The following is a 16,785-nucleotide window of genomic DNA, read 5'->3' as shown; positions in this document are numbered from 1 at the left end:
GCCCGTTGGCGGGGCGGCGAAACCTGTCGCCCTGCTGTGCACCACCAATAACTGAGGCAGCCCCCATGGTGACCCCGTCCCGCATCACACTGGCCCGCAAGCGCAGGGGTCTTACCCTTGCTGAGTTGTCGGACCGAGCTGGGGTGTCACTGCAGAGCCTGTCAAACTACGAGACAGGACGCACTGCGCCCCGTCCCGACACTGTCGCCAAGATCGCCTCAGCGCTCGACTTCCCTACCGCCTTCTTCGAAGGCTCTGCGCTGGATGAGCTCCCCGCCGAGGGCATCTCGTGGCGGGCACGGAGCAAGACCTCGGCCAGGGTCCTCGAAGCCGCGCGAGCCGCAGGCGCGCTAGGCGCGATGCTTTACGAGTGGATCGACGAAAGGTTCCGCCTACCAGAAGTGAATGTGCCTTCACTGGGCAAACCTGACCCGGAAACAGCCGCTGGCATGGTTCGCACCCGCTGGGGTCTGGCGGAAGCGCCAGCGCCCAATATGGTGCACCTTCTGGAAGCACACGGAGTTCGAGTGTTTTCACTCGATCCCGACCACGCAGAGGTCGACGCCTTCGCCGTGTGGCGCGACGGCGTTCCGTTCGTATTCCTCAACACACTCAAGTCGGCCGAGCGAGGGCGCTTCGACGCGGCCCATGAACTGGGTCACCTCGTCATGCACGGTAGTGAGCACGCCTGCTCAGGGCCCGAGGCCGAACGGCAAGCGAACGACTTTGCCTCCGCGTTCTTGATGCCTCGAGCGAGCGTTCTAGGACACATGCCCTCAGGTGCACACGTCGATCAGATCCTTCGCGGCAAGCGGATCTGGAACGTCTCTGCCATGGCTCTGACCTACCGGATGCACGACCTGGGACTGCTCTCCGACTGGCAGTACCGTTCTACCTGCGCCGAGTTGAGCCGGTTGGGATACCGGTCTGGCGAGCCGCAGGGCATGAGCCAGCGAGAAACGTCGCAGGTGTTGACGAAGGTCTTTACCGCGCTGCGTTCGAAGCGTGTTCGCCCTGGGTCCGTCGCGGCCGAGCTGGGGCTCACCAGCGAGGAGATGAACCGACTCATGTTCGGGCTCACCCTCACGACCTTCGAAGGCAAGGGCCAGCAGGCTACGGCTGCTGCGACGCGCAGCCTATCCGTCGTCCCCTGATGAGGAGCACATCCCTACGCCGACTGCGGCGAGGCATGCCATGGGATCGGCGTCCTCATGGGCAACGCCTCATGGGGTTGTCGGGGTGTTGATCGATCCACGCCAGGCCTTCGGGATCGAGGTGGTGACGGGCGCGAGTGACGGCAACGTAGGCCAAGCGGGCTTCCGATTTTTTGACGGGGCCGGGCACGGGGCGGCCTGAGGAGTCGACGGCGTTGGTGTCGGGGGGCGGGGTGAAGTCGGTGGCGATGCGCACGTGGGACCATTCCCGGCCTTTGGCTTTATGGGCGGTGGAAACGGTGACCTTGGCGTGGTCCTCGGGAACAAGGCGGTCGACGGCGTGGAGGATGGCGTCAGGGCCGTGTTCGTCTACGAGGTTGGCGAAGGGCTGCAGGTCGGCGCCAGCGGGGTCAAGCTCGGCATAGTCGCGTAGCGCGGTCCAGGTGGTGAACAGCAGTAGTTCTGGGTGGTGTGTGCGCCGTCCCCCAATGAGGTCGCGGGCGGCCTGAGCCAGGGCACGCAGAGCGCCGCCCCCACCCACCAGTGCCGTCGCCGTGCCGGCATCGAGAAACGTGAAAATTTCGGAGACAGCCCCGATGTTTGTGCGACACAGCACCGCATTAGGGCCCTCCGTGCGCCCCCCGATGCTGGTGGAGATGTCCGGGCTTCCGGTGAGCTGGATCGGAGCTCCGCTAAGGGCGAGCCAGCGGTTTGCTTCGGTAGCGAGTTCGGGGCCGAAGCGGAAGGAACGAGTCAGGGTGAGGTGGCGGCCAGCGAATCCAGTCATCACGTCACGGGCGCCTCGCCAGCCGTAGATGGCCTGGGCGGAGTCGCCGACCATGACGATCTGGGTGCGGACCTGCTGGGCCAGAACGACCTGCTCGAGGACGGGATTGGTGTCCTGGGCCTCGTCCAGCAGCAGGAAGTCGCCGTGTAGAACGGGCTCGGTCAAGGCCCACATCTTGAGGTAATGGTCGTGTTCGAAGCGCACTGCGCCTCCGTCGGGGTTCTGCAGATCGCCCCAAACTTTTGCCGCATACGGCAGCAGGAGATCGGCGAGTTCCGCGTGAGCCTCGTCGCTGTCGATGCCGCGCAGGCGCGGGACGTGATGGTGGGCGAGCTCAGTGTCGGCGGACTGACAGTAGAGGCTGACCGTCCGTAGCACCGCGTTCGAGAGGGTGGCGGGCATGAGATCGCGCCCGTGAATGCGGGTGGCACTATTCAGACCCAGGTCTTGGCCCACTTTCCAACCGGGCCTGCGAGGGCTATTGAGGCGGTCGCGGAATCGGTATCCAAGGGCGGCGTAGGCCAGGGAGTGAGCAGTCTTGCACTGGACAGATGCAGGGAAGCGGGCGGCCGCGTCCAGAGCGATGGCTCGGTTGAAGGCGAGGTAGTGGCCTCGGCGGGCGGCCTTTTGCTCGGCGAGGAAGGCGAGTGTAGAGGTCTTGCCGGTACCGGCACCGGCCTGGATGACGAGATGGTCGCCTTCGCCGAATGCCTCCAGGGCGGCGGCCTGTTCGTCGGTGGGGCTGAAGCGCATGAAAGGGGTTCTCCGGGAGCTGTGGCGACCCCACCACACTCAGGGCGAGCGAGGATCGGGGCCTTATCTCTTGCGGCAGATGCCGAAGTGAAAGTGCCAGCCGACGCGCCTACTGTCCGTGTGCGCACCACCGGGCCCCTTCGATCGAGTGTCGAGAAACCCACACGAGTACGCCCATCGGGCACACGTACGCCCTCGGTGTCCCCTTCGAGTGATCAGGGAAACGGCAAGCTCAGGCCTCGGAGCCTGGGGAGTCATGGCCGGTGCAGAGCGGGTCGAGGAGCTGGCCCAGGGGGATACGGAAGGCATGAGCGAGCGCGTGCCAGGTCCCGAGCGTGCCGACGGTACGGCCCTGCTCGATCTCGATGAGAGTGCGGCGGGACAAGCCACTATGGGCAGCGAGCTGGTCATAACTCCAGCCACGATCCGCGCGTAGTCGCGCCAGGGACTGCCGCAACGCCGTCGGGTCGGGGTCTGGCGGCGGGAAGATCGTCACCTGACCATCCGAAGGTGCAGACCCCTGCCCTGACAGTGCAGACCTCTGCCCTATTTGTATGGGTGTGGAGGATCTCCGATAGGGCATAGGTCTGCACTACGTTGGCACCGCCCGGAGCCGCTCGTCAGGCGGACCGGAGGAGCACCCAACCGCGCGGTTCGGAGGGAATCGATGACCACAGGCATGCCCTCGCGTGCGTGGAGCGTCACAATCAGCAGCCCGGCTGGGCAGCCTGTGGCGACATGCAGCGCCTGCCCTTTGCCCATCGTGGTGAGGGGGTCCACTGGGGCACCAGAGATTCGACGGCACTTTAGGCGCCACTTGACCGAGTCTCAACTGCCCGCGTACCTGCGAATCTGTCAGTGCCGCGAGCGGTTCTGCACATGGCATCGCCGGCAAGGACCGTGCTCCGGGCCGCTTCGACTCTTGCTTATCCGGGCGGACCAGGGCCGGACCTGGCACCTTGCCGACGCCTGCGAAGCCTGCGCCGCCGCGATCCCCCACGCCGCTGCCGTCCCAGAACCCCCAGCACGCATCACCACTGGCCCTCGCGCACAGACCTCGAGCGGCAGAGTTGCTGCGGATGTCTCAAGTGATCACATTGAGTGGGTCGAAGTGCCCTGATGGGACAGCCGAGCGGCCTGGTCTCAGTCGGCGATGACGGACCCGAGTGCTCCGCCCGGCGAGCTCTGCTAAGTCAGTTGCACGTGCGGCTGCGCCGACGTCACTCAGACAATCGCCCTGTTCGACGGCATCCCACCTCTCACTGGCCGCCCCAGCCGTCCCCGCGGACGTCCCGAAGCCATGCTCGGCGACAAGGGTTCCGACTCCAACCCAACCACGACGCCCACCGCAAACGCCGGATCCTGCCCCGTCATCTCCCCGCAAGGGCAACCCGAACATCAAGGACATGGGCGAGTTCCGCTACGTCGTTGAGCAGGCCTTCACGCTGCTCCACCAGCTCAATCGCCTCGCTGTCTACTGGGAACGACACACCGAACTCCACGACGCCCTCGTCTCCCTGTCCTGCAGCTCAACTGCTGGCGACATCTCAAGAGGGCCCGAACATGATCGTGTTACGAGCTCTTAGGATTGGGATATCGCCCACTTAGCCGGGGCGGAGCAGCGGAGAGTGTTCAGGAGGCGGCGTGCGGTTCGTTGTACTTGACCGGGGGGCCCGTATCCCGCTTGATCCCCGGCCGCTCGCCGTACTGGTCAAAGACTCCTGGGACGACTTCGGATGGCGCACCATGTTCCGCCTCCTAGTCGTCGACAACCGAGGACGTCACGACATTGGCAATGTGAAGATCGCGTCGCTCGACATGGAGCCGGACGCCGAGACCGTCGTGCGGCTCCCGTCGTCTTTCACGACGCTGTCAGACGGGTACTTCTCCGTCGGGCAGGACGACACCTACTACGAGAGGCTAAACGAACTGGCCGGGAGCACCTCCGAAGCTGTGCTACGCGGGCTGCAGGACATGGCTCTGGACGAACGGGTGTTCGCCATGGCGCAGCATCAGGAAGTCACGCGCGTTTCGTTGATGCGCTCACTCAGGGCGCACACGGTCGAGGGTCAATTCCGGCGCATGGCCCGAGGGGGAGCGCGCCGCGCCTCCTTCGACATCGGCTACATCTCCCCCGCGCAAGATGGCGGCGACCGTCTGACTCTCGACTTCCAGGTCATTCCCGGTCAGCAGCCGCCGTCCAACATCCACGTTCTCACCGGCCGCAACGGGGCGGGCAAGTCCGTCTTGCTGCAGCGACTCTCGCGGGCAGTCGCAGATCCTCAAGCCGACCCCGAGGAGGTGGGATGGATCTTCGAAGCAGAGGCGGAGAGGGGTGCGGAAATTCCCCGTACCGCCCTTGATGCCATTGCAGGGCGTTCCTTCGCCAACCTCGTCCGGGTCTCCTTCAGTGCCTTCGACACCCCACCCCTCCTGCCTGAGTACCCGGCGGACTTTCCTACGGTGTACGTAGGTTTGTGCCAGCCGTCCGTCCAGGGGCACACCCCGCAAATGAAGTCACAATCCCGACTCAAAAAAGAGTTCGCCGAGAGCCTGGACGTCTGCCTCGGCACCGCCGAGTTGCACGAGCGGTGGACTGCCGCCCTGCGGACCCTGTCGTACTCGGGTAGCGGTCTGTTGCCCGAGGGATGGTTGAGCGCGTACATCCGAATCAACCCCACCGCCCGCCGACGCACTGTGGCCCGCAGACTGTTCAACTCGCTCAGCTCCGGCCACAAGGTCGTCCTGCTGACCATGACCCGGCTTGTCGAGAACGTCGGCGAGCGCACTCTGGTTCTCATCGATGAGCCGGAAACCCACCTGCATCCCCCTATGCTTGCGGCGTTCGTCCGAGCTCTGTCGGATCTCTTGACCGACCGCAACGGACTCGCGATCGTCGCCACGCACTCCCCGGTAGTCCTCCAAGAAGTCCCATCCGACTGCGTATGGAAGCTGCTGCGTCACGGCGATCAGTTCACCGCGCACCGGCCGACCATCGAAACCTTCGGCGAGAACGTCGGCGTCCTCACTCACGAGGTCTTCGGCTTGGAGGTCACTGACACCGGGTTCCACCGCGATCTCAGCCGCACGGTCAATGACGGGCTTTCCTACCAGGAGATCCTCGAACGTTTCCGGGGCCGGCTGGGCGGCGAGGCCCGCATCATCGCCCGCTCGTTGATTGCCGCGCGTGGCACCCGTTCCGCCAACGACGGTCTGCAGGGTGACCACTGAATGATTCCTATGGTCAAGCCCAGCCTGGACGCCAGCACCGTGTATGAGGTCTGCACAGCCACAGCCCGTCCTTCTGGCGTTCGCAAGGCCCTGCAAGGGCTGAAGGAAACTGTTGTCAAGGCGGCGACCGCATACGAGGTTGCCGCAGCCCAGCAGGCCCAGCACACCCTCGATCACCTCAAACATCAGCCTGATGGTGAATCGGCCACCAAGGCCACCAAGGCCGCCAAGGCGGCCAAGGGCAGTATCAACGAAGAACTGAAGAAGACCTATGTCAACCGCATGGTTGGCGGAGCCGGGCGCGCTGTCTACGACAAACTTCGCGGCAGCTGCCACGGGCTGTGCGCCCTATGCGGGCATGGTGCCGCGGATACCCTCGACCATCAGCTGCCGAAGGACTCCTTTCCGCTGCTGTCCGTCGTCCCCGTTAACCTCGTCCCGGCCTGCTCTAGGTGCAACCATCAAAAGAAGGAGCAGGCGCCGACGCACGCGGGTGACCAGACCCTCCACCCGTACTTCGACGGGGATGTCCACGATCATCTGTGGTTGTTTGCCCGAGTCACCGGCCCCCCTAAGCCCTCGGTGATCTTCTACGTTGACCCTCCGGCGGACATGCCGCCCGCCTTTGCCGCGCGTGCCCGCCACCACTTCGCCACGCTGGAACTGTCGGGCCTCTACAACTCGCAGATTGCCTACGAGCTGCGCTCCCTCGGCATGAGCCTGGCCAAACATCCCTTGCCGCCTGCAGAGCTGCGAGAGCACCTGCAGGAGACCGCAGAGATCAAGGCCGCTGTCGAGGGGCGTAACTCCTGGAAGGCGGCGCTGTACCAAGGGCTCGTTGACAGCGCCTGGTATGTGGAAGGCGGTTGGGAGGAGCCCTGGAAGTGATACCCAAAACAGTTGCGCCACATGCTGCCGTCATGGTCGGTGAAAACGATGGAGTCAATGCTGGGGCCCCGCCTCCGAGGCTGCTATGTCGTGTCAAGCGGCTTGAGTAAGTTCCTCGCTGCTCCCGATCTTGGGACGTGCAGCGCGTTCGAGGGTTTTGAAGATCGAGCGGCAGATGACTCGCTTGAGGCATCTCTGCGCGTCGCGAGGGGTCTTCCCCTCGGTGATTCTGCGGGCGACGTACGCCTTCGTGGCGGGGTCAAGCCGCATCCGGATCAAGGTGATCGTGTGCATGGCGCGGTTGAGCTGCCGGTCTCCACTCCGGTTGAGCCGGTGCCGGTTGGTGAGCCCAGAGGAGGCGGGGATTGGCGAGACGCCGGCGAAGGATGCGAAAGCGGCTTCCGAGCGGAACCGGCCCTGATGGGACCAGCTGACCAGTATCTGAGCTGCGGTGATCGGTCCGACGCCGAGCAGACCAAGGAGTTCTGGGGCGATCTCCCGGATCAGGGTGAGGATCTCTTTCTCGAGGTCTTTGGCCTCGGCCTGCAGGGACTGGACGCGCTGGGCGGTGGAACGAAGCGCGCGTGCTGTCATCCGGTGCTCAAGGTCCTGGGCGGGCCGGTCCCGCATCTGGGCACAGTAGGTGACCTGTGCCGGGCGCTTGAGTTTCCGCAGCTCGGCGCGGAGGTCGTCGGGCGCGGACACGATCAGGGCCTTGAGCTGGTTGATCGCGGCCGTGGAAGCGAGGACCGCCCCCTGGCGGGTGGCGAGAAGGACACGTAGTGCCTCGCGCTCGCCACGGAGTCTGGGCTGGATCAGATGCTCGGTGGACAGGGCGTCCTTTGCGGCGCGGATGGCGTCGAGCATGTCGGTCTTTCGTCCGCCCCGGTTGGCGGCCCGCTTGGGCCGGCATACCTCGACGACGCGCTCGCCGGCCTGGCTGAGGAAGGACGCGAGTCCGGCGCCGTAGCTGCCGATGCCTTCCAGAGCCCAGCAGCGGCGTCCCGGGACGTGCTCGCGGGCGAAGTCCAGCAGACGACGGTAACCGCGGGCGTTGGCCGGGGAGTCGGTGCTGGCCAGGACTGCCCCGATGGGGCTGAGAGCGGCTGCGGCGAGGGTGTCCCGGTGGGTATCGACGCCGATGACGCCGTCGACCTGTTCTGCGAGGATGGCCACTCGGTTGTTCTCCTTGATGGGCGGACGACTGTGGTCGGCGTCGGCCTGGATGGAGTCACCGCGTGGCGGAACTGTGATGAGTCACGCCGCAAGGCGGACAAGCTGCTGATCAAGCCAACGGGTGGGCCAGGTCGACGCCGATGTCCGGCAGACATCTCGGGGGAACGACAGCCCCTGACGGGGCGCCAGTTATCTTTCGAGTCATGCCGGATCATCGGCGCCGAGCCTGGCAGCAACCCATCCCGGGCCGCAGAAGAACTCTCACAGATATCTTTGTAGGAACGACTGAGCAGCAGTCGGATAGGACCCGCGCAGCCGCGGTGGCGGGGATGCAGCCGGATGGCGTCGGAAGCGCCCTCGCAGCTCCAGGGGGGCGGGCGGAGGGGGCATGGCGGCCGGGAGGCGTTGCGCCACGATCGCGTTCGCAAGTGTCGGAACTCAAAGTTGCTGACCTGTTCAAGACCTCCACGAGGCCCCCTCCGCAATAGGCCGAGAGGGCTTTTAGTCAAGGAATTGCTACTCGATCATCCTGAATGCGAGCAACAATGTGGTCAGTAGAGTCAGCGTTCCGAAGAACGCCGCAGCGCCACCACCCTTGAGTGATGTGAGCATGCCCGAGGCGCCTCCGTCGAGCAGGTCGATGATCACTCTCACCAGCCCGACGATGAGCGCCGCCTCTACCAGGGTGAGCAGCATGAGCATGTTGATCTTGCTCATCTTCGAGTCTTCCTCCTAGGTCGTGTCGACTTCCGTTGATCACGATCCAGCACCGGAGGAGGCATAGTTGGGGCCCGAGATGGGCCGAGACGGGAGCGAGACGAGTCGAGACCCCGCTTCATGAAGGAACACAGTTGGTAGATGAGGATGTTCATCCCGCGGTGCGCGCGTTTGCTGCGGCCGTGCGGGACTTCCGTCACGGAGCCGGCGCCAGGGGGCAATACAGGGCGACGGCCAAGGCCACCGGAGTCGGGGAGTCGACCATCAAGGCCATGGTCTCGCCCACACGCCCACGGCTACCCAGCCAGGAGACCATGAGGTTGGTCGCGGTGCAGTGGGGAGGTAACCCTTTGACGTGGCTTCGGCGACTGGATCACGCCCGTCGCGAGAGCCGCCGGAAGCCCTCGGACAACTCCGGCGTCGAACCTAAAACTGCTCCAGAGCTTGGCCCGGGAGAGACCCACAATCTCCATGTCCCGCCGCAACTCAACCATGTACAGGAGGAGGTCACGAGGTTTCAGATCTTGAGCAAGTTAGCGCGGTCGGGCCACAAGGAGCTGATGCGCACATTAAATATCCTAATCGCCGAAATGGGGTCGGATTCTCCGTACATTCTCGCTGCGTTCACGCGACCTCCGATCCCTGCAGGTCGAATCGCTGAGATTTGGAACGAGAAGCTATCCATCTCGGATGACATCACCCCTATCTATAGCGACTGGATGAACATCCTCTATGCGATTGAGGATTTCTTACGGTACGTGAAGGAGACCAATGCCAGTGAGGTCAGTGAAGCCAGGGAGTGGGCACGACGAACGGCGGGCTTCGTGCAGGAGTTCCGCTGCCTTCAAGCTGAAATTCTGGCTAAGCATCGGCATGTTAAGTAGGCTCCGCCCCTTAAACTGCAGCAAAAGCTTCCCCAGGAGCAATGGAACGAGCTTCTCGGTCTGATCGAGAGCAAGCTCACCGGTCGACGGGACCGCGACCTGCTCGACACCGTGGAAAACCACGCCGGCAAGCCGCACCAGCTGGGGAAGGACCCCGAGATCAAGCTTCAGCTCAAGCGGTTCAACGACTGATCCCCGTTTGCAGCCCACTCGAGCCGGGCCACGCGACCGATGCGAGCCCGGAGCTCGTCAGCTCACCGAGTGGCTGCAGTTCTCCCGCTTCGCCCCGCAATGCTTCGCTGCCCGCACCGCGAGCCCGTACGTCATCGACGGCCGCGGCACCCTCAGCGCGGACCGCTGACGCGAAGCCGGCTGGACCTTCCGGGCCCTGGGGCGCCCCTGGGCCCCTTCCCGCCGCCACGTCCCGCCTTGGCGAATCACCTGGCCAGAGGCTCATGGAATGCTTGCTTCACGGGGCCAAAGGGGCTGAAGGGGCTGACTTTCAGGCAAAGGCAGACCCACCGGGGCGCCCGGCTGGTTCTGGAGTAGATTCCTCCACTCAGACACTGATCATGTTTCTGCTTCTCGGCGCCTCGGTCTCCCTGAACGCCGCCCTCGTCGCCGGGATTCTGGCTCGCCTCAGCGGCGCGACCGTGCTGCGGTCCGCCCTCGTTGCGGGCCCCGCGTTCATCGCAGTCTTCAGCCTGTTCATCGCGGCATGGGGCAATCTGACGTGAACGGGCCATACCCCTTCAGCGGCCACGACGGCAGCAGAGCCTTAGAGCTCGTAACAGGATCTTGGTGAGATGTCCTGGTCAGCCGTGACCGGTGTGACGATTCGGCCGTTCGTGATGGTGTGAGTACTCGGCCGTGGATCGTGGACGACGACTTGTGGGCACGTATCGAGCCGCTACTGCCGCCCTGGCCGACGAGATCGCCAGGGCCGCGTCCGGTAGCAGACCGGCTGTGCCTGCAAGGCATCTTGTACGTGCTCTGCAACGACATCGCCTGGCAACTCCTGCCCCCTGAGCTGGGGTTCGGCTCGGGGCAGACTTGCTGGCGCAGACTGGAGCGTTGGCAGCAGGCCGGGGTCTTCGACCAGCTGCACCGGATCCTGCTCGCCGAGTTGAACGCGGCCGGCCGGCTCGACTGGTCGAGGGCGTGCGTGGACGGCTCCCACGTTCGCGCGAAAAAGGGGGAGCCGACACCGGTCCGTCGCCGGTCGACCGGCGGAAGACGGGCAGCAAGCACCATTTGATCTGCGACGGACGCGGCACCCCGCTGAAGGTCATCACGACCGCGGCGAACGTCAACGACGTCACCCAGACCCTCGCCCTGGTCGACGGCATCCCACCCGTGGCAGGCCGGCCAGGCAGGCCCCGCAGACGCCCGGACGCCCTGCTCGGCGACAAGGGCTACGACTCCAACCCCAACCGCGATGAGCCGCGCAAACGCCGGATCCTGCCGGTCATCTCCCGCAAGGGAGCCCCGAACATCAAGGGCATGGGCAAGCTCCGCTACGTCGTCGAGCAGACCTTCGCCCTGCTCCACCAGTTCAAACGACTCGCCGTCCGCTGGGAACGCCGCACCGAACTCCACGACGCCTTCGTCTCCCTCGCCTGCAGCCTCATCTGCTGGCGACGCCTCAGCAAGCCCGATTCATGATCCTGTTACGAGCTCTTAGGGGCGACCCGCGTGGCGGAGCAACCGCTGACCGTCCTGCTCGTTGGTTTCCGCGGTACGGCACGACTGTTGAGAATCGGAGCGGTCCATGGCACTCCCCACCGCAGGGCTGGCCTTCGACAGGCCTACCGGCTACGTCATCCCGCTGATCCGAGCCGGAATGATCGAGGGCGAGCGTGAAGTTCGGCCCCGCGGTGAGGCCCCGGAGATCGCGGTGCTCTCCGACTGCTACCAGCAGTTTGGCCACGAAGGGCTGCAGCGGCTCATCATGGACGTTGCCTGCACCGCCGCGGAGGCGACCACCATGCTCGCCGAGATGGGCCCGCTCAACCAGGTCGAGATCCTCCAGGAGTTCTCGGCTCAGTACACCGTCGAGGCGGCTTTCGAGTCCCCCAGGAACGGTGGTGTGGTCTGGGGGTACATCCCTGCGATGCTCCGGCCGATCTTCCAGCCTGAGACCAGACCGAGCATGGACGAGGTCCTGTTCCAGATCAAAGAGAAGTACGGCTTCGCCACGTCGATGGATTTCATCGTCGCCCTCGCCAACTACACGGGCGCCATCGTCCGTTACATGGCACAGTCGACCGGCCGTGCAATCGAGGACACCATCCAACTGCTCGAACGCCGGGCGAAGACGGCCTGGACCGAGCTCGATACTTACGACACACGGGGCTACATGAACTGCTGAACCTCGCTCCGTGCCCTCGGTCGCGGGGCGCGGGCTACCCAGTCGACGGCGAGCGATGTTCCACGCGGCAGCGCCCTGCCTGTGCAGCTGGACGACGTAACGCCACAGGAGGACGGCGTAACGGCGGGTGCTTTTGAGCTGTGTTTCCTTGGACTCGACGTCGGCGACCAGGGCGAGATCCTGCGGGGAGTGGCGGCCCTCCTTCCCGCACTGGTCGGTCGGGTCAGGCAAAACCATCACGGCAGCCCGCAGGAGCACGGCCGTCCGGGCGGACGAGGCGCCCGGGACCCTTGTCCCTCGCAATCTGCCGGATTCCCCTCGGGCGGCGGCCCCGGAGAGCATAGGATTCCGGAAATATCGATCACGGGCCGCGCAGCCCGGGGGACTCCTTCCCGGAGAAGAGGGCGCCGCGGCCCAGTCGGCGGGGGAATCTGTGTACTTGGCGCATCTTCGGGTCGAGAACTTCCGGGTCTTCGGAGCTGCGGCCCAGAGCGAGGGCGAGACGGACACGTCGCTGGACCTCTCGTTCACGGCCGGGACGAACGTGCTCGTCGGCGAGAACGACAGCGGGAAGACGGCGATCATCGACGCGATCCGGCTGTGCCTGCAGACTGCGGCGACGGACTACTACCGGGTCTCCCAGGACGACTTTCACCTCGGGAAGGGCGGGCGGGCGGAGACCTTCACCATTGTGTGCGGGTTCACCGCCCTGTCGACCGAGGAGCAGGCGGTCTTCCTGGAACTGCTCACCCACGACCGCGGCGGCGCTGCCTGGCTTTGCGTGACGTTCAAGGCCCAGCGGATGGACCCGGTACGGAACCGGGTCTCGGTCACCACTCGGACCGGACCGGACGGCAACGGCCCCGCCCTGGACGGCGCCGCACGCGAACTCCTGCGCGCCACCTACCTGCGCCCCCTTCGCGACGCGGAGGCGGAATTGCGCTCGGGCCGCGGATCACGGCTGTCCCAGATCCTCGCCGGCTACCCGGCGATGAAGGACCAGGGTATCGATGACTACGACCCCGAAGGCGATGATCCTCCGTCTACTCTGGTGGGGATCCTGCGCCGCGCCGAGCACGACATCCGATGCAACGATGCCGTCTCTGATGTGAGCCAGGACATCAACTCGGCTTACCTGCAGCGGTTTGCCATCGGCGACGACGTCCTGCGCGCCAAGATCAGCGTCGCCACCGACGCGACGCTGGCCCGCGCGTTGGAACGGCTCGAACTGAATCTCTTCGCTGAGTCCGATGAGTGGACGCGCCGCGGGCTCGGCTACAACAATGCCTTGTTCATGGCAGCGGAGCTCCTCCTGCTGGGCAAGAGCGAACTGGCACCCCTGCTGCTGATCGAGGAGCCCGAGGCGCACCTCCACCCTCAGCTCCAGACCCGGATCATGGACCTGCTCCGCGACAAGGCCCAGGGTCCGCAGGAAGGTGGCAGGGCCCCGGTCCAGGTCATCCTCACCACCCACAGCCCCAACCTCGCCTCGTCGACGTCCGTCGAGTGCCTGACCCTCGTCGTCGAGGGCCGCACCTTTCCGTTGCGGCGCGGTATCACGCGCCTGACCGGCGAGGACTACGCGTTCCTGACCCGGTTTCTGGACGTCACCAAGGCCAACATGTTCTTCGCTCGGGGCCTGGCGATGGTCGAGGGCGACGCCGAGGCGATCTTTCTGCCCGCTCTCGCCGCCGCCCTGGGCATGCCCTTCAACGAGCACGGCGTCAGCGTGGTCAACGTTGGCCACGTCGGCCTGTTCCGATACAGCCGCGTCTTCCAGCGCTCCGGTGAGCAGATCCCCGTACCTGTCGCCTGCATCCGCGACCGCGACCTCGTCCCCGCCGGCACCTCGGCGGAGATGCGCGGCGGCCTGAAGTGCTGGGACGAGATGACGGAGCCGGAGATCGCCGCGCACATCGCGCACCTCGCCAGCGACGATGACGGGCCAGTGAAGACCTTCGTGTCGAACTGGTGGACGCTGGAGTACGACCTCGCCGCCACCTCCTGGACCATGGCCAGGCTGATTCACCGCGCGGTCAAGCTCGCATCCGTTGCAGAACGGTCCTGGCCGGACGCCGCCAAGACCGATCAGGTCATCGCGCGGGCCGACAAGGATGTCGACGAGTGGGAAGGCCAGGGCCTCACTTTGGGACAGGCTGCCCTGAAGATCTACAGACCGCTCAAGCTCGACAGAGCCAGCAAGTCGATCACCGCGCAATTCGCCGCGCAGCTCCTCGCCTCCACCTCGCTCACGGAGAGAGACGTCCCACCCTATCTAGTCGAAGCCTTCAAACACCTGTGCGGCGAGGTGGCCTCGTGACCGGCACCTACCTGTCCGATGCCTTCGCCACGCACAAAGTGGAGGCCATGGTTAAGCTCTTCGGGCTCGACCCGCTCGACGCCGAGCAGTGGGACTTCCTGCAGAGCGAGACCACACAGGACCTCCAGGCCGCCCCGGGGTCGGGCAAGACCACCTTGATCGGGCTCAAGCTCGCGCTCATGGCCGACGCATGGACCTCCGCGACGTGCGGGGTTTGCGTGCTGTCCCACACCAACACGGCCAAGAAAGAGATCGCCGACCGGGTGGCCTCCCTCGCTGCGGGGCGGAGCCTGCTGCGCTACCCGCACTTCATCGGCACCATCCAGTCCTTCGTGCACACCTTCCTCGCGCTGCCGGCCGTGCGGGCCAAGGGTGTCGAGGTCCGATCCGTCGACGATGCAGCCTTCGAGACCGCAGCAATCAGGCTCCTGCAGCACTCCAACTACTCCGCCTTGCGCAGCTACGTGGAACGCCAGCGCGACGGCAGCGGCATTGTCACCGGGGCGACGTTCGCCTACAAGGGAGGCGAACTCGTGGTCACCGGCGCGACCAGGGAACCCCCCTTCCGCGCTGAGACAAACAGTGGCAAGCAGTTTTCCAGCCTCAAGTGGACTCTGGCCCGTAGAGGCGTCTTTCGCTACCTGGACATGTACGCCATCGCCCAGCAGTACCTCGCCGAGCACCCCGGCATCGTTCCGGCCGTCTGCGCGCGCTTCCCGTTCGTTCTCCTTGATGAGATGCAGGACACCAGTGCTGCCCAGCACGAACTGCTGGACCTCATCTTCGCCTCGTCGCCCACTGTGGTGCAGCGGGTAGGCGACACCAACCAGGGCATCTACAGTGACGCCGACGCCGTGAGCGGACCTGCCTCGTTCCCACTGTCCGGCGCCGCGGAGCTGCCAGTCAGCCGCCGCTTCGGACCGCAGATCGCGGCAGTGGCCAGCCGCCTGGCCGTCCGGCGTCCCCAGCAAGTCCATGGAGCCGGTCCCGACGGCCGGGTGGCGGTATTGCTGTTCGACGAGGCCACAGCGACCGACGTCGTGCCGACCTTCGAACGCATGGCCGCCGTGATCGTCCCCGAGGACGTCCTCCTCAGGCGTCCGCCGCGTGTGCTGGGCGCGCGGCAGGGCCGGGGAGGCTCCCAGGCTTACCCGCAGTCGATCTCCTGCTACGTGCCCGGCTACACCCCGCCCGGCCGCCCGACGGCCCACCGAGCCCTGATCGACGCGGCCCGCGCGGCAGGGGCCCAGTGGAGGTCCGGCGCGGACAGCCACGAAGTGTCCACCGAGTTGTGGAACGCCCTGCGCGCGTCCTTCGCGCCCCTAACCGGCGAGGGGCTACCGGCGCTGGGCCGCCTCGAGAGGTCTGGGGCGACCCCTGGCGGCAGGGTGCGGATCCTGCTGCGCGAACTCCTCGTCTACGGAGCTGCGTTCGACGAGGCGGGCTGGGGCATGATCACCGAGCAGCTGACCGTCCAGATGAAGCTGCTCGCCGACCGGCCGCTAAAGGCCGTCGGCCTGGAGTTCACCCCCGCAGCCGAGGCGGCCGCAGCAGCGGGCGGCGTCCCCAGGAGCTCCGCCGCAGTGCCGGCGGTGCGGTCCGTACCCGGGACCATTCAGAGCGCGAAGGGCGAGACCCATGCTGCGACGCTGATCCTGGAGTGCCTTGAGAAGAACGGCAAGAAGTTCGACGTGACCGAGGCGCTCCGCATTGTCGCGGAGGGGAGCGACCCTCAGCGGGAGCTGAAGAGTGTCCAGGCCGCTGTGCAGCTCGTCTTCGTCGGGGCGACGCGCCCCACCCACCTCCTGGTGCTCGCCGCCCACCGCGACCGCGGCAAGCGATACGCGGAGGTGATGATCGACGCGGGCTGGGACGTCCGTGATCTTGCCGAGCACTGACCCTTGCATCCGTCCCGGCGAAACCGTACCGCCCGCTGGCTGGAGGGCGTCTCCGTCACCCTGCGGGTTGGACCCGCTGGTTGGCGGGTCCCCCGTACCCCGGCAGCGGCGTGAGGATGAAGACTCCAACGCGCAGCACACGCCTGCGAGCGCCGGGTGGGCGACGACCTGAGTAACCCTCGCGAGTGAAGCAGTGAGTGCTTCGAAATGTGTCAGCCAACCGCTACGACCCGGGCAGCCCTGGGATGCCGAGCGCGAGGTTAATACCAGATCAAACGCCCGGAACGTGACAAGCCATCTGTCTCATGAGACATGCTGAACGCGAAGAACACCTCCACGCCGACCATGTGGGGGGAATCTCAGGAGTGCTGCGGGGACGCACCGTCGGTGTGATCCAGACCACCACCCTGGCGGAGCCGTACGCGCAGGCCGAGTCCGTGCGCCGTACCGCCGCCGCGGCTCGGGTGCCCGTCGTGACCGCCGCCTCCGGGGAACGCCGCCGGGCCGGAACGCTGGAGTGGCAGGTGCTGTGGCCGACGGTCGACGGCCCGGCGCCGGAGGGGCCGAACGACGCGAGCGTGGCTCTGCTCGCACGGACCTCCGGAC

General features: G+C 65.8%; 14 protein-coding genes. 9 read left to right on the top strand and 5 right to left on the bottom strand.

The genetic code is table 11. From position 1 onward, the window contains the following. The first annotated feature begins 65 nt into the window (after positions 1-65). Complete coding sequence (locus OHA84_RS13440; protein ID WP_266947486.1) at positions 66-1,154, top strand: XRE family transcriptional regulator; 1,089 nt, start codon at positions 66-68, stop codon at positions 1,152-1,154. Between the two features lie 55 nt (positions 1,155-1,209). On the opposite strand, the gene OHA84_RS13435 is transcribed toward OHA84_RS13440, so the two are convergent. From OHA84_RS13435 to OHA84_RS13425, 3 genes are all read right to left on the bottom strand, one after another. Next, the gene (locus tag OHA84_RS13435; protein WP_266971533.1) at positions 1,210-2,694 is read right to left on the bottom strand and encodes a UvrD-helicase domain-containing protein; all 1,485 of its coding nucleotides are present in this window, start codon (positions 2,692-2,694) and stop codon (positions 1,210-1,212) included. Between the two features lie 232 nt (positions 2,695-2,926). After that, positions 2,927-3,190 carry a helix-turn-helix transcriptional regulator gene (locus tag OHA84_RS13430; protein ID WP_266947484.1) on the bottom strand — a complete coding sequence of 88 codons (264 nt, stop codon included), beginning with the start codon at positions 3,188-3,190 and terminating at the stop codon, positions 2,927-2,929. 874 nt (positions 3,191-4,064) lie between these two features. After that, the gene (locus OHA84_RS13425) at positions 4,065-4,196 is read right to left on the bottom strand and encodes a hypothetical protein (RefSeq protein WP_266947483.1); all 132 of its coding nucleotides are present in this window, start codon (positions 4,194-4,196) and stop codon (positions 4,065-4,067) included. A 142-nt stretch (positions 4,197-4,338) separates the two neighbouring features. Here OHA84_RS13425 and OHA84_RS13420 point away from each other — a divergent pair, with 142 nt between their 5' ends. After that, entirely contained in the window at positions 4,339-5,925 is a 1,587-nt protein-coding gene (locus OHA84_RS13420) for an AAA family ATPase (protein WP_266947482.1), read from the top strand. Positions 5,926-5,934: 9 nt separating this feature from the next. Further along, positions 5,935-6,813: an HNH endonuclease gene (locus OHA84_RS13415; protein WP_266947481.1), complete on the top strand. Its 879-nt coding sequence runs from the start codon at positions 5,935-5,937 to the stop codon at positions 6,811-6,813. 93 nt (positions 6,814-6,906) lie between these two features. Here OHA84_RS13415 and OHA84_RS13410 read toward each other — a convergent pair whose 3' ends face one another. Both OHA84_RS13410 and OHA84_RS13405 read right to left on the bottom strand, forming a co-directional pair. Continuing rightward, the gene (locus OHA84_RS13410; RefSeq protein ID WP_266971537.1) at positions 6,907-7,989 is read right to left on the bottom strand and encodes an IS110 family transposase; all 1,083 of its coding nucleotides are present in this window, start codon (positions 7,987-7,989) and stop codon (positions 6,907-6,909) included. 516 nt (positions 7,990-8,505) lie between these two features. Further along, positions 8,506-8,706, bottom strand: a complete 201-nt coding sequence (locus tag OHA84_RS13405) for a hypothetical protein (RefSeq protein WP_266947480.1) — start codon at positions 8,704-8,706, stop codon at positions 8,506-8,508. Between the two features lie 524 nt (positions 8,707-9,230). Between OHA84_RS13405 and OHA84_RS13400 the strand changes: the two genes are divergently transcribed. The 6 genes from OHA84_RS13400 to OHA84_RS13375 all read left to right on the top strand — a co-directional run bounded on the left by OHA84_RS13400 (position 9,231) and on the right by OHA84_RS13375 (position 16,179). Further along, positions 9,231-9,590, top strand: coding sequence for a hypothetical protein (locus OHA84_RS13400; protein ID WP_266947479.1), 360 nt, complete (start codon positions 9,231-9,233; stop codon positions 9,588-9,590). Positions 9,591-10,162: 572 nt separating this feature from the next. Further along, on the top strand, positions 10,163-10,327 hold the full coding sequence (locus OHA84_RS13395; RefSeq protein ID WP_266947478.1) for a hypothetical protein: 165 nt from the start codon (positions 10,163-10,165) through the stop codon (positions 10,325-10,327). 119 nt (positions 10,328-10,446) lie between these two features. Next, a protein-coding gene (locus OHA84_RS13390; RefSeq protein ID WP_371591375.1) for an IS5 family transposase occupies positions 10,447-11,255 on the top strand; the annotation gives its coding sequence in 2 pieces (ribosomal slippage) (positions 10,447-10,764 and positions 10,767-11,255; 807 coding nt in all). A gap of 106 nt (positions 11,256-11,361) precedes the next feature. Beyond that, a complete protein-coding gene (locus OHA84_RS13385) occupies positions 11,362-11,961 on the top strand; it encodes a hypothetical protein (RefSeq protein WP_266947477.1) in 600 nt (199 codons plus the stop codon). Between the two features lie 127 nt (positions 11,962-12,088). Beyond that, positions 12,089-14,281 (top strand): ATP-dependent endonuclease, encoded by a 2,193-nt coding sequence (locus tag OHA84_RS13380; protein ID WP_371591374.1) that lies wholly within the window; start codon positions 12,089-12,091, stop codon positions 14,279-14,281. Further along, a complete protein-coding gene (locus OHA84_RS13375) occupies positions 14,278-16,179 on the top strand; it encodes a UvrD-helicase domain-containing protein (RefSeq protein WP_266947475.1) in 1,902 nt (633 codons plus the stop codon). Before OHA84_RS13380 ends, OHA84_RS13375 begins: the two co-directional genes overlap by 4 nt. Positions 16,180-16,785: the final 606 nt, after the last annotated feature.

This window comes from Streptomyces sp. NBC_00513, from assembly GCF_041431415.1.
Classification (GTDB): domain Bacteria; phylum Actinomycetota; class Actinomycetes; order Streptomycetales; family Streptomycetaceae; genus Streptomyces.
This window is presented reverse-complemented; position numbering and strand designations above follow the sequence as displayed.

Excerpts from the sequence above, each read along its gene's own strand:
- OHA84_RS13405 (WP_266947480.1), bottom strand. The coding sequence starts at position 8,706 with ATGAGCAAGATCAACATGCTCATGCTGCTCACCCTGGTAGAGGCGGCG.
- OHA84_RS13440 (WP_266947486.1), top strand. The coding sequence starts at position 66 with ATGGTGACCCCGTCCCGCATCACACTGGCCCGCAAGCGCAGGGGTCTT.
- OHA84_RS13395 (WP_266947478.1), top strand. The coding sequence starts at position 10,163 with ATGTTTCTGCTTCTCGGCGCCTCGGTCTCCCTGAACGCCGCCCTCGTC.
- OHA84_RS13385 (WP_266947477.1), top strand. The coding sequence starts at position 11,362 with ATGGCACTCCCCACCGCAGGGCTGGCCTTCGACAGGCCTACCGGCTAC.
- OHA84_RS13415 (WP_266947481.1), top strand. The coding sequence starts at position 5,935 with ATGGTCAAGCCCAGCCTGGACGCCAGCACCGTGTATGAGGTCTGCACA.
- OHA84_RS13435 (WP_266971533.1), bottom strand. The coding sequence starts at position 2,694 with ATGCGCTTCAGCCCCACCGACGAACAGGCCGCCGCCCTGGAGGCATTC.